Consider the following 16,301-nt stretch of genomic DNA (forward strand, 5'->3'; position numbering starts at 1 on the left):
GTGGAGAAGTCTCCTGGTAGTTCGGGTCAGACCAGGCGGGTCAACCAGCCGTGGGTGTCAGGTGAGGTGCCCGTCTGGATGCCGAGTAGCTGCTCCCTGATGGACATGGTCACCTCGCCGGCCTTCAAGTCAGGAGCACCAATGACTTCGGTGCCATCCTTCAGCTGACCGATCGGCGTGATGACCGCAGCGGTGCCGCAGGCAAACACTTCGGTGATGTCGCCGGACGCCACACCGTCGCGCCATTCATCCAGGGTGATTTTGCGCTCGGTCACCGTGAGTCCACGATCCCTAACCAGCTGGATCACCGAGGATCTGGTGACACCTTCAAGGATAGTTCCCGACAGTGCCGGAGTGACCAGCGAACCATCCTCGAACACGAAGAACACGTTCATCCCGCCGAGTTCCTCGACGGCGTTGTCATTGAACTGGTCGAGGAACAGGACCTGCTTGCAGCCCTGGGCTTCGGCCTCAAGCTGCGCCGCGAGGGATGCGGCGTAGTTGCCACCGCATTTGGCGTTGCCGGTGCCACCCCGGCCGGCGCGGGCGTAGTTCCGGGAGACCCAGATGTCCACTGGCGCCAGTTCGCCGCCGAAGTAGTTGCCGGCCGGTGAGGCGATGACCCTGAAGGACACTTCACGCGCTGGCCGCACCCCGAGAAACGCCTCGGTGGCGATCATGAACGGCCGAATGTACAAGCTTTCGCCCTCGCGGGTAGGAATCCACTTCTGGTCCGCCGCCACCAGCTGACGCAACGACTCAAGGAAAATGCTCTCCGGGAGCTGAGGCAGGGCCAACCGTGCCGCCGAGCGGTTCAAGCGGGCAGCGTTCTGGTCAGCCCTGAACGTCCACACCGACCCATCCTCGTGACGGTAGGCCTTCATGCCCTCAAAAATTTCCTGACCGTAATGCAACACCGCTGCCGCAGGGTCGAGCGCGATAGGCCCATAGGCTTCGAGCCGTGCGTTACCCCAGCCGCCGTTGCCTGCGGTGTCCACCGTGAAATCGACCACAACCGTGTGATCGGTGAAGTGGTTACCGAACCCGGGCTCGGCGAGAATCTCGGCGCGCTGCTGGTCGGATTTCGGGTTGGCGGACGGGTGCTGGCTGAATTCCAGGTCGGTGGCTGTCATGGTTAACCAGCTTAGGACACCAAGGCGGCGATCGCATCGCCGATTTGGGCTGTGGTTCGCCGGGCATCGGTGCGGGAGGCGACGTCGTCGTCCACCGCGCTCTCCACCCGCGCGGCGGCGTTGTCGAAGCCAAGATGACGCAACAGCAGCGCGACCGACAGGATGGCCGCCGTCGGATCGGCTTTCTGCTGGCCGGCAATGTCCGGAGCTGACCCGTGGACCGGTTCGAACATGGACGGAGCGGTCCGGTCCATGTTGAGGTTGCCCGAGGCGGCGAGCCCGATTCCCCCGGTGATCGCCGCAGCGAGGTCCGTGATGATGTCACCGAAGAGGTTGTCGGTGACGATGACGTCGAATCGCGCCGGGTCGGTGACCATGAAGATCATGGCGGCGTCGACGTGCAGGTAGTCGTGGGTGACCTCAGGGAACTCGGCGGCAACCGCCTCGACCGTCCGACGCCAGAGGTGGCCCGAGTACACGAGCACATTATGTTTGTGGACGAGGGTCAGGTGCCGGCGCGGACGGTCACTGGCCCGGCGGAACGCGTCCCGGACGACCCGCTCCACACCGTGGGCGGTGTTGAGGGAGACCTCGGTGGCGATTTCGTGGGGCGTCCCCGCACGGAGCGTGCCACCGTTGCCGACGTAGGGTCCTTCGGTTCCCTCACGGACGACGACGAAATCGATGGTGCCGGGGGAAGCGAGCGGGCTCGCAATGCCCGGGTAGAGGCGGGAGGGGCGCAGGTTCACATAGTGGTCCAGCGAGAACCTGAGCTTCAACAGCATCTCGCGCTCAATGAGCCCGGAGGGGATCCGGGTGTCGCCCGGGGCGGCGCCGACCGCACCGAAGAGGATCGCGTCATGCGTGCGCAGTTGGTCCAGCGTTTCCTCGGGCAGGGTGACACCGGATTCGAGCCAGTGTTCAGCGCCGAGCTTGAACTCGGTCAGGGCAAAGGTGGTATCGAGGGCCGCGGTGACGCTGCGCAGCACCTTCACCGCTTCGGCGATCACCTCAGGACCGATGCCGTCGCCCGGAATAACGGCCAGCTGGACTGTTGAAGATAGTTCGCTCATACGAACAGGTTAGGGATTTGGGTCACATGATGGACAATCGGTCTCACTTCCTGAGATTGGCTGAATAGACAATACAGCGTTCTCCTCCTGCGGGCTGATGTACACCAGTCCACGCCAGCCTAGAGTTGAGCCTCATGGACCTTCACCACCGTCTCGCTCGTTTGCTGCGCGCCCACCCGGGCCGGGTGGACCTGGTGTTGATGGCGGTGCTGTTCCTGATCCTCGTGGTTCCACTGTTCCTCAGCTCCGCGTTGCTGACGCACGTCCTGGTGTCCGCCACGCTGACCATTCCCCTCGCCTGGCGGCGGTCCCACCCGGTGTCTGCCGCTGCGACTATCGCTGGCGTTTCGGTGCTGCAGCTTGTCACTGGTCTGCCGCCCATGCCAGCCCAGTTTGCAGTGCTCATCTCTCTTTATACCTTGGCCGCCCTTGCTCCGCGGTGGGCCAGCCTCGGGGGCCTTGCCCTCGCTTCGGCCGGCTGTTTTGCTGGCGTGATCCGCTACGGCGCCGACTTTGGGATCAGCCCTCTTCAGGTAGGTGTCGGCTTCCTCCCGTTGTACGCGATTGTGATTATCCTCGTTCAGACGATGGTGCTGCTGTCCTGGACTTCCGGCGACCTGGCACGCAACCGCCGGCTCACCCTGCGGGCGCTTGAGGACCGTGCCCGCCGTCTTGAGGTGGAGGGCCAGCAGGAGCGGGATCTGGCAGCGGCTGACGAACGCAGCCACATTGCGCGCGAAATGCATGACATTGTTGCCCATTCGCTGTCGGTCATCATCACCCAGGCCGACGGCGCCAGGTACGCAAGCGCGCAGGACCCCACAGTGGCACCGGCGACGCTCGGCACCATTGCCGAGACCGGCAGGGCTTCGCTACGCGAAATGCGGCGCCTCCTTGGCGTTCTCCTCGCCGATGAGGAAGCCTCCACCCGCCCGCTGCCGGTATTGGGTGACATTCCTGCGTTGATCGAAACGGTCCAGCACGCCGGTCTCACCACCACCTACACGATGGACGGCACCAACCGGCGGGACCTCCCCGCCGGCGCCGAACTGACGGCCTACCGGGTGGTACAGGAATCCCTCACCAACGTGTTGAAACACGCGGGCCCTGCGGCGTCCGCCGTCGTCGCGCTGGCGTGGACGCCAAAAGGTCTGAACCTGACGATCGACGACGACGGCCGCGGCGCTGGCGCCGATCCGGCGTCGACCGGTGCCGGGCAGGGCATCAAGGGCATGCGGGAGCGGCTGAGACTCTACGATGGGGAGCTGACCGCCGTCGCCCCAGCCGGTGGCGGGTACCGCATCACCGCATTCATCCCCTACACGGAGGCTTGACAGTGTTCAACGATCCAGCGTTCAATACCTCGGTGATCGAGAATTCGGTCCCCACCAACCCCGCGCCCGACCAACCTATGTCCATTCAACCCGCGCCTGCCTCTCCTACCATCCGGGTGGCTCTGGTTGATGATCAGCGGCTGGTTCGCAGCGGCTTCACCATGTTGATCAATTCTCAACCAGACCTGCAGGTGGTCTGCGAGGCTGGCAATGGCGCCGAGGCGGTCGCTGCCCTGGACGCGACCAGCGCCGACGTGGTGCTGATGGATGTGCGGATGCCCGGGATGGACGGCATCGAAGCGACCCGCCGGATCCTGGCGGCGGCGAGCCTGCCGGCGAACACCGGGCAAACTGGGCCCAGAATCGTGGTGCTGACCACCTTCGATCTGGATGAATATGCCCTGGCCGCGATCCAGGCGGGTGCCAGCGGGTTCCTCCTCAAGGATGCGCCGCCCGAGGAGCTGTTGGAGGCGATCCGCACCGTGTATCGGGGCGACGCCGTCATCGCGCCGTCCACCACCCGCCGACTCCTGGACCACGTGGCGCCCATGCTGAGACGCGCTGCGACAGCGACGGGCCAGAACGCGGACTCCGTGAGGTCTCTGACGGTGCGCGAACGCGAAGTATTTGAACTCATCGCTCGGGGCCTGTCGAATCCGGAAATCGCCGCGGATCTGCACCTGTCGGAGGCGACGGTAAAAACCCATGTGGGTCACATCCTCGCGAAGCTGCAGGCCAGGGACCGGGTCCAGGCTGTGCTGATCGCCTATGAAACGGGAGTTGTACACCCGTAGGTGGCTCCTTGCGCCCGCGCAAGCTCATCCCGCGGGATGAGTGACCCACCCGCGGAGACCGCACCGCAGGCTGATCCGCTGTGGACCGCAGGTCCCTAGCGTTGAGGTATGAATACTTCAGCCAATCTTGCCGATCCGACGCCGACGTCGTCCATCTCGTCCCACCCCGCCGCAGTAGCCGATTCAGTCTCGAAGACCTACGGTCGCGGGGATGCCCGGGTAAGGGCCCTGAAAAACGTGAGCATCACCTTCGAGCGGGCACGGTTCACCGCGATCATGGGTCCCTCCGGGTCCGGGAAGTCGACGCTGATGCACTGCCTGGCGGGATTGGATGTCGCCGACTCCGGGCGCGTCTGGATCGGCGGTACTGAAATCACTGGCCTCACCGATAACGAACTTACCCGGTTACGGCGGGACCGGATCGGGTTCGTCTTCCAGGCGTACAACCTCATTCCCACCCTGACCGCGGAACAGAACATCACCCTTCCCGTGGCGCTGGCCGGTGGGAAACTCGACACCGACTGGCTGACTCAAATCTGCTCCACCCTTGGGCTGACCGACCGGCTCACGCACCGCCCGCACGAGCTATCCGGAGGCCAGCAGCAGCGAGTGGCTGTGGCCCGTGCCCTACTGACCCGCCCCGATGTGCTGTTCGGCGATGAACCCACCGGCAATCTTGACTCGCGCTCAGGCGCCGAGGTGCTCTCACTCCTGCGCCGCAGCACCCGGGAAATGGGGCAGAGCATCATCATGGTCACCCACGATCCGGTGGCCGCGTCCTACGCCGACAGTGTCCTGCTCATGAACGACGGCGAACTGGTGGGTCAGCTCGACCGCAGTAGCCCCGACGTCATCTCGCAGGCCCTCGCCGGACTGGGAGCGTAACTCGTGCTGCAGGTTGCACTCGCCCAGCTGCGCCTTCATGCCCGGCGATTTGTTGCGGTGGGGCTGGCAGTGATGCTCGGCGTCGGTTTCCTCGCCGCCACCCTCATGGTCTCGGGCACCACCCAGGCAAGCCTCCAGGAAAGCGTCGGCGCAACCTACGCGAAGGCTGACCTGGTGATCACCATGTCCGACGCCGGACTGCCGGCGTCGGACACCGAACAGCTGCTGGACGGCGTCGACGGGGTCTCAGCGGTCCACGCCCAGCAACGGACCATCGCTGCACTTGATCTCCCCTCGGGTCCAGCCGATGTGTTTGTGCTGAGCACGGCTCCCGCGGAGCTTCAGACGTCGACCCTCGTGGAGGGCAGCCTGCCCACCGACGGGACGGAAATCAGTATTGACCAGTCCTCGGCGTCCAAGCTGGACTTGACGGTAGGCGACACCTATTCGCTGGCTCAGTCCCTCTACTCCCTGGACGGCGAGGCAGCCGCTCCCCTGACCGTTGCCGTGACGCTCACAGGGATCACCGAAAATTCCGCCGACCCGTACCTTTCCGGCCTGCCGCACGTGTACGCGACGCCGGATCTGGTGCAATCCCTCAGTGTTCCGTCCCCCGGCGACGCTCCACCCCAGGCCACCTCCGCCCAGCTCGCCCTCGACGGCTCGGCCGATCCATCGACCGTCCGGACCGATGCCAACGCGGCACTGACCACCGCCGGGGTCACGGCGGAGATACGCACCAGCGCCGAGCAGGTCACCGAAGATGTGGCTGCGTTGTCCGGCGGAACCGACCACTTGACGATCATCCTGCTGGCGTTCGCCGTCGTCGCCGTCCTGGTCACCGGGCTGGTGATCTCAAATACCTTCTCGGTGCTCGTGGCGCAACGGACACGGGATCTTGCGCTGCTGCGGTGCATCGGGGCGTCTCGGCGGCAGATCCGCAGCTCGGTGCTGATCGAAGCTGCGGTGGTGGGGCTGGTGTCCTCGACGCTCGGTGTCGTGCTGGCCGCCGGGGTCATGTTTGCCCTGGTGAGCGTGGCAGCAGCCCAGGAGGGTACCGGGTTTGCCACCCTGGCCGTCCCGCCGTCGTCAGTGCTGGTGGGCCTCGGCGTGGGTGTGGTGATGACCCTGATAGCGGCGTTCATACCAGCGCGTGCGGCGACGGCCGTTGCACCGCTCGAGGCGCTGCGCCCGGCCGACGACGCCACTACCGCCACCCGCAAGGGGAAGGCACGGCTGATGGTAGGAGGAGTGTTGGTGCTCCTGGGTTTCGGTCTGCTGGGGGTAGGCGCCGCGGCGGCGAACCTGCTGATCGCCTTGCCGGGTGGAGTGTTCTCCTTTGTCGGGATACTGCTGTGCGCTTCCCTGTTCCTGCCGGCCTTGGTCACCGCCGTCGGGAAGCTGGCCGCCCCGCTGGGGGTGCCCGGCCGGCTCGCCGCCATCAACGCAGTCCGCAACCCCGCCCGCACCACGGCTACTGCCAGCGCCCTGCTGGTCGGGGTGACCCTGGTGACCATGATGATGGCCGGAGCGCAAACCTCCCGTTCGGCGCTTGAGGGCGAACTGGGCGCCAACTATCCGGTGGACCTCGCAGTTCAAGGCATTGGCGACATCGACAATGCCGCCACCGCTGCTGACACCCTCGATCGGCTGGCCGGCGTTGACTCGGTGATGACGCTATCCGTGGCGGCTGTCACCGATAAGGCTGCCGGCGAGACACCCGTCTACGGGTTTGCTCCGGAGGAGGCGGAATTGGTGCTCCGCAACGATGAAGTGGAGCTCGCGGACGGCGTCGTTTTCATGGCACAGGACTCGGCGCTCACCGAGGTCACCCTGCAGGGCTCCGACGGTCCGGTCACGCTGCCGGTGCAGGAAGTGCAGTCACGCGATTTCCTCCCCTCGATCACCGAGGCCACCGCCAAGCGGCTAGGCGACGGGCAGCTGCCCGGGGTGGAATCGCTGGGCGACGAGACCAGCGTGCTCTGGCTCAAGCTCGACGACTCGCTGGACGCGGGTGGGGTGACCGGGCTTCGGTCGGACATTGTTGAGGCACTCGGCGTCTCCGAGTACCAGGTTAATGGCGCTGCGTTGGAGCGGGTGTCCTTCAACGAGATCATCGACGTGCTGCTGCTGGTGGTGACCGCGCTACTGGCCGTGGCGGTGCTGATCGCGCTGATCGGTGTCGCCAACACGCTGTCCCTGTCCGTGCTCGAACGTACCCGTGAATCGTCCCTGCTGCGGGCGCTGGGACTCACCCGGGCGCAGCTGCGCGGGATGCTGGCCGTCGAGGCAGTCCTCGTCGCAGGGGTGGCGGCAACCTTCGGGTGTCTGCTCGGGGTGATGTACGGATGGCTGGGCACCCAATCGGCCCTCGGGTCAATCGCCCCCGTCACGCCGTCGGTCCCCTGGGCGCAGCTGGGGGGTGTTCTTGCCGTCGCCGTGCTGGCGGCACTGCTGGCGTCGGTGCTGCCCGCCCGCAGAGCCGCACGGCTGTCGCCGGTGGACGGGCTCGCAACGGTCTAGGCGAGCGGATAGCCCGCCGGATGTCCTGGGACGTGCCCGGGGGAATCTCCGGGCACCTCCCCGAAGGAAACCTGCGAAGATAAGATTTTACGTTTCGCAGGTTCCGCTCGAAAGGTCAGACCATGGATCAGTCCTCAACTCCCCGCAGCAACTCGAACCCGGCGGACTCGAGCAGGCTATCGGCCTACCTTGATGACCATCTAGTAGCCGCGGCGTCGGGAGTCAAGCTGTTCGCCACCGCCAAAGGATCCTGGGAGGGCACCGAGCACGAGCAGACCTTCGCCTCGCTGGTGAAGGAAATCTCAGCTGACCGGGAGGAACTGGCGCAGATCGTGAGTTCCCTCGGCTACACGCCGAGTAAGGTCAAGATGGTCATCGCCCAGGTTGGCGCGCAGTTGACCAGAATCAATCCCCTGAACCTGCGCCGCTCGGACAAGGGCAGCGGTGCGCAACTGGAGCTCGAAGCACTCCAGAGCGCCGTCCGGGGCAAGGAATGCATGTGGGAAACCCTTCAGGCCCTTACCGAGACCGGGTCAACCGCGCTGGACGCCGAACAACTTCGTCGCTTGACCGAGCGGGCCCGCACCCAGCAGCAACAGCTGGCGCACATCATGCGGGTCACGGCTCACGAGCGGTTCCTCACCGGCGACCACTAACCTGCCGCGAACAGCGAGATCTGGCGACTCAGACAGGCTTTGAGTCGCCAGATCTGACGTCTCGGCGGAAAGGGGTTAGGCCTCCGCTGGCTCCTCGTACTTCGGGAAAATTGGGGACGGCGCTGGGAGCGCCGTGCCCGGCACCAGCGGCGTGGCGATCGCAACGAACTGGCGGGCGACGTCGTTGGGCCCGGTCCCCTGCCCCAGCGCGGTCAGCAGCCGCGCGGCGCCGTCGGGCATCACCGGCTGCGCGAGGATCGAGACGATTCGCAGCACCTCGAGCGTCACGTACAGCACTGTGTTCATCCGCTCGGGGTCGGTCTTGCGCAGCACCCAGGGCTGCTGGTCGGCGAAGTAGGCGTTGGTGTCGCCCAGCACCCCCCAGGTCAGTTCGAGCGCGCGGGAGAATTCCTGCCGGTCGAACGCGGCGCGGGACGCCTCGAGGAGTCCGCTGGCCTGAGCCAGGATCTCCTCGTCGGCTGGCGCCAACGACGACGGGGCGGGTACCTGCGCGTCGCAATTCTTGGCCACCATCGACAGCGACCGCTGGGCGAGGTTGCCGAGGTTGTTCGCCAGATCGGAGTTCATCCGGCCGACGATTGCCTCGTGGCTGTAGGACCCGTCGGCGCCGAAAGGCACTTCACGCAGCAGGAAGAACCGCACCTGGTCGAGCCCGTACTGGTTTACCCAGTCCTTCGGCGCGATCGTGTTGCCCAGTGACTTGGACATCTTGACGCCCTTGTTGAACAGGAACCCGTGAATCATGATCCGCTTGGGCAGCTCAAGCCCGGCGGACATCAGGAACGCCGGCCAATAGATGGCGTGGAAGCGCGAAATGTCCTTGCCGATGACGTGGACGTCCGCCGGCCAGTACTTTTTGAAGCGCTCCGACTCGGTGTCAGGGAAGCCGACGCCGGTGAGGTAATTGGTGAGCGCATCCACCCACACGTACATGACGTGGTCCTTGTTGCCGGGGACGGGGACGCCCCAGTCGAAGGTGGTACGGCTGATGGACAAATCCTCCAGCCCGCGCTTGACGAAGCTGATGACCTCGTTGAACCGCGACTGGGGTGCCCCAAATTCGGGCTGGTCGAAGTAGAGCGCGAGGAGTTTATCCTGGTAGGCGGACAGGCGGAAGAAGTAGCTTTCCTCCTCGGTCCAGGTCACCTCGGTGTCTGTTTCGGTGGCGTACCGCACGCCGTCGTCGCGCACCTCGGTGTCGTCCTCGTTGTGGAACGCCTCGTCCCGCACCGAGTACCAGCCGACGTATTTGTCCAGGTAAATGTCTCCCCGGGCTTCCATCAGCTTCCAGATCGCGGCGGCAGCCTCGTAGTGGTCCGCGTCGGTGGTGCGGATGAAGCGGTTGTAGGAGCTGCCGACGTCGTCGTTCATGGCCTGAAACGCCTGCGCGTTGCGGGTGGCCAGGTCGCGGACGGGAATGCCCTCCCGGTCGGCGGTCTGCTGCATCTTCAGGCCGTGCTCATCGGTACCGGTCAGGAACATCACGTCATGGCCGTCGAGGCGCTTGAACCTGGCCAACGCATCGGTGGCGATCGCCTCGTAGGCGTGACCGATGTGCGGGATCCCGTTGGGGTAGGAGATCGCCGTGGTGAGGTAATACGGGGGCAGCTGCTCTGTGGATGTCACCTAAAGAAATTACCCTGTTTTCGGCCCGGTTGTCGCTTCGTGACCGGGCGGCCCGCTGGTAACGTCCCTGCCATGGTCCCTGAGATGGAGCACGACGACGACGGCTCCCCTGCCGCGGTCGCTGAAGCGAGGCACCTGGTCGCTGCCGTGCGCGACCGGCTCCGGGCGGTGGCCGATCCGGCGAGGGCGCCCCGGATGCAGGCCTACATGAAGTCGGCGATGCCCTGTCTGGGGGTGTCGTCCCGGCCGCTCCACCTCATCTGCCGGTCGGTGTTCGCTGAGCACCCGCTCGCTAACCGGACGCAGTGGGAGTGGGCGGTCCGCCAACTGTGGGACGGGGCCGCCTTTCGCGAGGAACGATACGCCGCGGTCGCGCTCATGACCGACCGCCTGTATGGCAGGTATCAGGACGAGCAGACGCTGGCGCTGTATCGGCAGCTGGTGGAGACGGGCGCCTGGTGGGACTTTGTCGATGTGATTGCCAGCCACGGTGTGGGACCGATCCTGCGGGAATCGCCGCAGACCGTCGCACCGCTGATGCAGGCGTGGGCCCGCGACGACCACCTGTGGGTGCGCCGGACGGCGATCCTGTGCCAGCTCTCCAGCAAGGCTGCAACCGATCCACAACTGCTGGCCGACGTCGTCGGGACGAACCTCTCCGACAGTCGCTACGGCAGAGAGTTCTTCATCCGCAAGGCGATTGGTTGGGCGCTGAGGGAGTACGCCAAGACGAACGCCGACTGGGTGGTGGCGTTTGTGCAGCACAAGGAAAAGGGCCTCTCACCGCTGTCGCGGCGAGAGGCCCTGAAACATTTCAAAACCTAGCTCTGCAGGTCCACTTCGCGGGCCACGGTGGCGCCGATCGCTTCCTTGAGGGCGTCGAGCACGTCCTGCGGCACCGAGCTATCCACGGTAAGGAGCGACAGTGCCTGGCCACCCTCGGTGTTACGGGCCACCTGCATGCCTGCGATGTTGATGTCCTTCTCACCCAGCAACCGGCCGAGGGTGCCGATCACACCGGGCCGATCCTGGTAGAGGAGCACCAGCAGATGTTCACTGATCGGGATCTCAAGGTCGTAGCCGTTGACGCCGACCAGCTTCTCGATTTGTTTGGGGCCGGTCAGGGTCCCGGCCACCGAAATCTGCGAGCCGTCGGAGAGCGCACCGCGGATGGTGAGCACGTTGCGGTACTCCTCCGATTCCGGGGTGGTGACCAGGCGGGTAATGATGCCGCGCTGCTCGGCGAGGACCGGCGCGTTCACGTAAGAGACCTGCTCGGAGACGATGTCGGTGAAGACTCCCTTGAGGGCCGCAAGCTCCAGTGCCTTCACATCCAGGGAGGCGATTTCGCCGGCGACCTCGACCTCGATCTGGGTGAGCGAATCGTGGGTCAGCGCGGTGAAGATCCGGCCCAACTTTTCGATCAACGGGATACCTGGGCGCACCTCCGGTGCGATCACGCCGCCAGCGACGTTGACGGCGTCGGGCACCAGTTCCCCGGCGAGGGCGAGCCGCACCGACTTGGCAACCGAAACGCCCGCCTTTTCCTGCGCTTCGTCAGTGGACGCGCCGAGGTGCGGGGTGACCACCACGTTGTCGAGCGTGAAGAACGGCAGATCGGTGCTGGGCTCGGTGACGAAAACGTCGACGCCGGCGCCGGCGATCTCGTTCGCCTGCAGCGCGGTGAACAAGGCTGCCTCGTCCACGAGACCGCCGCGGGCCACGTTGACCACGTAGGCCGAGGACTTCATCTTCTTGAAGGCGGCCTCGCCGAGCATCCCGAGGGTCTCGGGGGTTTTCGGCATGTGGATGGTGATGAAATCGGACTGTTCGAGGAGCTCGTCCAGGGTGACCAGCTGGACGCCGAGCTGGGCGGCGCGGGCCGACGTGATGTACGGGTCGTAGGCGAGGATTTCGGTGTCGAAGCCCTGCAGGCGCGCCGCCACGAGGGCGCCGATGCGGCCGAGGCCGATGATGCCGACCTTCTTCTCGTACAGTTCGATACCCGAGTACCTGGAACGCTTCCACTCGCCGCCCTTGAGTGCGGCGCTGGCCTGCGGGATGTGGCGGGCGAGGCTGAGAATGTGGCCGACGGTCAGTTCGGCGGCAGAGATGATGTTGGAGGTGGGCGCGTTGACCACCATGACGCCTGCCTGGGTGGCGGCTTTGATATCCACGTTGTCGAGGCCCACGCCAGCGCGGGCGATCACCTTCAGATTCGGTGCCGCGGCGATGGCTTCGGCGTCCACCTGGGTGGCCGAGCGCACGAGGATGGCGTCGGCGTCGACAATCGCTGCAAGCAGCTGGGCGCGATCTGACCCGTCGATTTGCCGGATCTCGAAGTCAGGGCCGAGTGCCTCTACAGTGGCTGGCGACAGTTCTTCGGCGAGGAGAACGACGGGTTTACTGGTCACGGGGGTGATCCTTCGCTGCTGTGCTGTATGAGTTGGTGAATGTGAAGCGGTGTGGCAAGTCTAAATGGGCGTCTCATTTGGGTCCGCTTTGTGACTCGGCGGCTCGTTGGCCCGCCTTGCCGTCACCGCTCCTGCCGTTACAGCACTCGGCCAGGACGCCGGAGCGTCCTGGCCGAGTCCTGTCGTGCCGCTTTGTTGCCGTTTTGTTAGCGGGCTACTGAGCCCTCGTTGTAATCGTCGTTGGTCTTGATCCAGGAAAAGAGCTTCCGCAATTCGCGGCCTGTGGTCTCGATGGGGTGGTCCTCACCCTTCTTACGCAGCTCCGCGAATTCCTTGCCGCCGTTGTCCTGGTCGTCGATGAAACGCTTGGCGAAGGCACCGTTCTGGATGTCAGCGAGGACCGCCTTCATGTTCTCCTTCACTGAGGGGTCGATGACGCGGGGCCCGGAGACGTAATCGCCGTACTCAGCAGTATCGGAAACGCTCCAGCGCTGCTTGGCGATCCCACCCTCAACCATCAGATCGACGATCAGCTTCAGCTCGTGCAGTACCTCAAAGTAGGCAACCTCCGGCTTATAGCCAGCCTCGGTCAGGGTTTCGAAACCGTACTGGATGAGCTGCGATGCGCCACCACAGAGGACAGCCTGCTCCCCGAAAAGATCGGTTTCGGTCTCCTCGGTGAAAGTGGTCTCAATGACTCCGGCGCGGGTACCGCCGATGGCCTTGGCGTAGGACAGCGCGAGTTCACGGGCCTTGCCCGACGGGTTCTGCTCGACGGCGATCAGGTCGGGGACGCCTCGGCCTGCCTCAAACTCGCGGCGCACAATGTGGCCGGGGCCCTTGGGTGCAACCAGTGCGACGTCGACGTCGGCAGGTGCCTTGATGTAGCCGTAGCGGATGTTGAAGCCGTGACCGAAGAACAGGGCGTCGCCAGCCTGGAGGTTGGGGGCGATGTCCTCGGCGTAGACGTGGCGCTGCACCTGGTCCGGTGTGAGCACCATGATGAGGTCAGCTTCGGCGGTGGCGTCGGCAACGCTGAGGACGCGCAGGCCCTCGGCCTCAGCCTTGGCACGTGACTTCGAGCCTTCCTTGAGGCCCACGCGGACGTCGACGCCGGAGTCGCGGAGGCTCAACGCGTGAGCGTGACCCTGGCTGCCGTAGCCGATGACGGCCACGGTACGGCCCTGGATGATTGAAAGGTCTGCATCGTCGTCGTAGAACAACTCAGTCACTTGATTTTCTCCTGTGTTTTGGTGCTGGAGTCCAGCTTGTGGTCTTGGGGTGAAACCGGCGGCGTGTTTTAGGCGCTGCGGAGAGCTCTATCGCTCATGGATTTGGCTCCGCGGCCAACGGCCAGGGTTCCTGACTGAACGATTTCGCGAATCCCGAACGGCTCAAGCACTGACAGGAGTGCTGTGAGCTTTTCGGCGGTGCCGGTGGCTTCGATGATCAGGGCGTCCGTTGAGACATCCACCACCGAGGCCCTGAACAGGTCGGCTGCCTGGGTTACCTGCAGCCGTGTTGCAGCGTCTGCCCGCACCTTGACCAGGATGTGGTCTCGCTGCACAGAGGATTCGGGAAGCAACTCAACAATCTTGATCACGTTGATGAGTTTGTTCAGTTGCTTGGTGACCTGCTCCAGCAGGTCACCCTCGGCTTCAACCACCACGGTGATCCGGGACATGCCCTGGACCTCGGTGGGGCCGACGGCCAAAGAGTTGATGTTGAACGCGCGGCGCGCAAAAAGGCTGGCGACGCGGGTCAGGACGCCGGGGACGTCCTCCACCAGAACGGAAAGCGTGTGACGAGCCATGTTAGTCCTCCTGCTCCCAGTCCGGGGTCATGTCGCGGGCAATCTGGATGAGGTCATTGCTGACTCCTGACGGGACCATCGGCCACACCATCGAGTCGCGGCTGACTACGAAGTCGATGACGACTGGGCGATCGTTGATCTCCAACGCCTGGGCGATCGTGGCATCGATATCCTCGTCCCGTTCGCAACGGAGGCCCACACATCCGTACGCGTCAGCGAGCTTCACGAAGTCGGGCACCCGGGCGGTGTCGTGTCCGGTATTCAGATCCGTGTTGGAATATCGGCCCTCGTAGAACAGGGTCTGCCACTGGCGGACCATCCCCAGTGAGGAGTTGTTGATGATGGCGACCTTGATGGGGATGTTGTTGATGACGCAGGTGGCGAGTTCCTGGTTGGTCATCTGGAAGCAGCCGTCACCGTCGATCGCCCAGACCACGCGATCCGGGTTGCCCACCTTGGCGCCCATGGCGGCGGGAACCGCATACCCCATGGTGCCGAGGCCACCGGAGTTCAGCCAGGCGTGAGGGCGCTCGTACTTGATGAACTGGGCGGCCCACATCTGGTGTTGGCCCACTCCGGCAGCGTAGACCCCTTCGGGCCCGGTCATTTCGCCGATGCGCTTGATCACGTGCTGCGGTGCCGAAAGGCCGTCGTCGGGCTGGGTGTAGCCCATCGGATAGGTTTCGCGAAGCCGGTTGATCATGGTCCACCATGCCTCGATGTCCGGCGCACCGGTGGCGGCGAACTGCTCGCGGAGGGCGATGGTGAGTTCGGGCATGATCTCCTTGACCGATCCGACGATGGGCACGTCCGCCGTCCGGTTTTTGGAGATCTCGGCCGGGTCAATGTCAGCGTGGATCACCTTGGCGCCGGGCGCGAAGGTGGAGAGCACGCCGGTGACGCGGTCGTCGAACCGGGCGCCCAGGGTGATGAGCAGATCCGACTGCTGCAGAGCCGTCACCGCCGACACGGAGCCGTGCATGCCGGGCATGCCGACGTGCTGCGGGTGTGAATCGGGAAAGACACCGCGGGCCATCAGGGTGGTGACCACCGGGGCACCGACGAGCTCGGCCAGTTCCAGCAGTTCAGCCGCCCCGTGGGCCTTGATGACTCCACCGCCTACGTAGAACACGGGGCGCTGGGATTCACCGATCAGTCGGGCCGCTTCGCGGACCTGCTTCGAGTGCCCGCGGACCACAGTGCGGTAACCGGGCAGGTCGATCCTGGGTGGCCAGGAGAACGTCGTCGTCGCCTGCTGGGCGTCCTTGGAGATGTCCACGAGAACCGGGCCGGGACGGCCGGTCGACGCGATGTGGAAAGCCTCGGCGATGATCCGCGGGATGTCTGCGGCCTTGGTGACCAGGTAGGAGTGCTTGGTGATGGGCATGGTGATCCCCACGATGTCCGCCTCCTGGAAGGCATCGGATCCGATCACCGCGCTGTTGACCTGGCCGGTGATGATCACCATCGGGACCGAGTCCATGTGGGCGTCGGCGATGGCGGTGACCAGGTTGGTGGCGCCCGGGCCGGACGTGACGATGCAGACACCCGGCCGGCCGGTGACCATCGCGTAGCCCTGAGCCGCGTGCCCAGCACCCTGCTCGTGGCGCACCAGGATGTGCCGGAGCTTTTTGGAGGCCAGCAGTGGATCGTAGGTTGGAAGGATGGCACCACCGGGAAGGCCGAAGATGTCGTCGACACCGAGTTCCTCGAGTGAGCGCACGATCGCTGCGGATCCAAGCATCTCAGTGGGTGGAACAACGGTGTTGGAGCCTCGGACCGCAGTGGGCTGGACGGCCTGCACTGCGTCGCGGGGCTGGTTGCGCGCCGGAGCGGTTGGTTTGGCCATCAGCGAGGGGCTGGAGGGCGATCCCTTGGACATTGGTGACTTCCTTGATGAATCGATACTGCTTGCGTACTTCGGGTGTCGTGCGCTTTGCGTCCGGTGGGAACAAAAAAACCCCTCAGCCTTGTTGGCTCCGTGAGGGGTTGCGCGTGACGTAGTACTACCAGTCGGGCTTTAGGCCAC

Annotated in this window: 13 protein-coding genes; 6 read left to right on the top strand and 7 right to left on the bottom strand. The window is 64.9% G+C overall.

The window, feature by feature from the left end:
• Nucleotides 1–26: 26 nt before the first annotated feature.
• On the bottom strand, nt 27–1,133 hold the full coding sequence (locus ACX80G_RS07325; RefSeq protein ID WP_459306846.1) for a branched-chain amino acid aminotransferase: 1,107 nt from the start codon (nt 1,131–1,133) through the stop codon (nt 27–29).
• An 11-nt stretch (nt 1,134–1,144) separates the two neighbouring features.
• Entirely contained in the window at nt 1,145–2,206 is a 1,062-nt protein-coding gene (locus ACX80G_RS07330) for a 3-isopropylmalate dehydrogenase (protein ID WP_459306847.1), read from the bottom strand.
• Nucleotides 2,207–2,340: 134 nt separating this feature from the next.
• On the opposite strand from ACX80G_RS07330, the gene ACX80G_RS07335 reads away from it, so the two are divergent.
• From ACX80G_RS07335 to ACX80G_RS07355, 5 genes are all read left to right on the top strand, one after another.
• Complete coding sequence (locus tag ACX80G_RS07335) at nt 2,341–3,540, top strand: sensor histidine kinase (protein ID WP_459306848.1); 1,200 nt, start codon at nt 2,341–2,343, stop codon at nt 3,538–3,540.
• A gap of 77 nt (nt 3,541–3,617) precedes the next feature.
• Entirely contained in the window at nt 3,618–4,334 is a 717-nt protein-coding gene (locus ACX80G_RS07340; RefSeq protein WP_459307026.1) for a response regulator, read from the top strand.
• A gap of 108 nt (nt 4,335–4,442) precedes the next feature.
• The gene (locus ACX80G_RS07345) at nt 4,443–5,219 is read left to right on the top strand and encodes an ABC transporter ATP-binding protein (protein WP_459306849.1); all 777 of its coding nucleotides are present in this window, start codon (nt 4,443–4,445) and stop codon (nt 5,217–5,219) included.
• A gap of 3 nt (nt 5,220–5,222) precedes the next feature.
• On the top strand, nt 5,223–7,742 hold the full coding sequence (locus ACX80G_RS07350; RefSeq protein ID WP_459306850.1) for an ABC transporter permease: 2,520 nt from the start codon (nt 5,223–5,225) through the stop codon (nt 7,740–7,742).
• A 122-nt stretch (nt 7,743–7,864) separates the two neighbouring features.
• On the top strand, nt 7,865–8,398 hold the full coding sequence (locus ACX80G_RS07355) for a hypothetical protein (protein WP_459306852.1): 534 nt from the start codon (nt 7,865–7,867) through the stop codon (nt 8,396–8,398).
• A 75-nt stretch (nt 8,399–8,473) separates the two neighbouring features.
• Here ACX80G_RS07355 and metG read toward each other — a convergent pair whose 3' ends face one another.
• Nucleotides 8,474–10,045 carry a methionine--tRNA ligase gene (gene metG, locus ACX80G_RS07360; protein WP_459306854.1) on the bottom strand — a complete coding sequence of 524 codons (1,572 nt, stop codon included), beginning with the start codon at nt 10,043–10,045 and terminating at the stop codon, nt 8,474–8,476.
• Between the two features lie 72 nt (nt 10,046–10,117).
• Between metG and ACX80G_RS07365 the strand changes: the two genes are divergently transcribed.
• Nucleotides 10,118–10,870 carry a DNA alkylation repair protein gene (locus ACX80G_RS07365; RefSeq protein ID WP_459306855.1) on the top strand — a complete coding sequence of 251 codons (753 nt, stop codon included), beginning with the start codon at nt 10,118–10,120 and terminating at the stop codon, nt 10,868–10,870.
• Here ACX80G_RS07365 and serA read toward each other — a convergent pair.
• The 4 genes from serA to ACX80G_RS07385 form a co-directional block, all read right to left on the bottom strand.
• A complete protein-coding gene (serA, locus tag ACX80G_RS07370) occupies nt 10,867–12,459 on the bottom strand; it encodes a phosphoglycerate dehydrogenase (protein WP_459306857.1) in 1,593 nt (530 codons plus the stop codon). The two genes, ACX80G_RS07365 and serA, sit on opposite strands and share 4 nt — an antisense overlap.
• Nucleotides 12,460–12,665: 206 nt before the next feature.
• A complete protein-coding gene (ilvC, locus tag ACX80G_RS07375; RefSeq protein ID WP_459306858.1) occupies nt 12,666–13,691 on the bottom strand; it encodes a ketol-acid reductoisomerase in 1,026 nt (341 codons plus the stop codon).
• A gap of 68 nt (nt 13,692–13,759) precedes the next feature.
• Nucleotides 13,760–14,272 (bottom strand): acetolactate synthase small subunit, encoded by a 513-nt coding sequence (gene ilvN, locus ACX80G_RS07380; protein ID WP_459306860.1) that lies wholly within the window; start codon nt 14,270–14,272, stop codon nt 13,760–13,762.
• 1 nt (nt 14,273) lies between these two features.
• Complete coding sequence (locus tag ACX80G_RS07385) at nt 14,274–16,154, bottom strand: acetolactate synthase large subunit (protein WP_459306862.1); 1,881 nt, start codon at nt 16,152–16,154, stop codon at nt 14,274–14,276.
• Between the last annotated feature and the right edge of the window lie 147 nt (nt 16,155–16,301).

Source organism: Arthrobacter glycogeni (assembly GCF_054510815.1).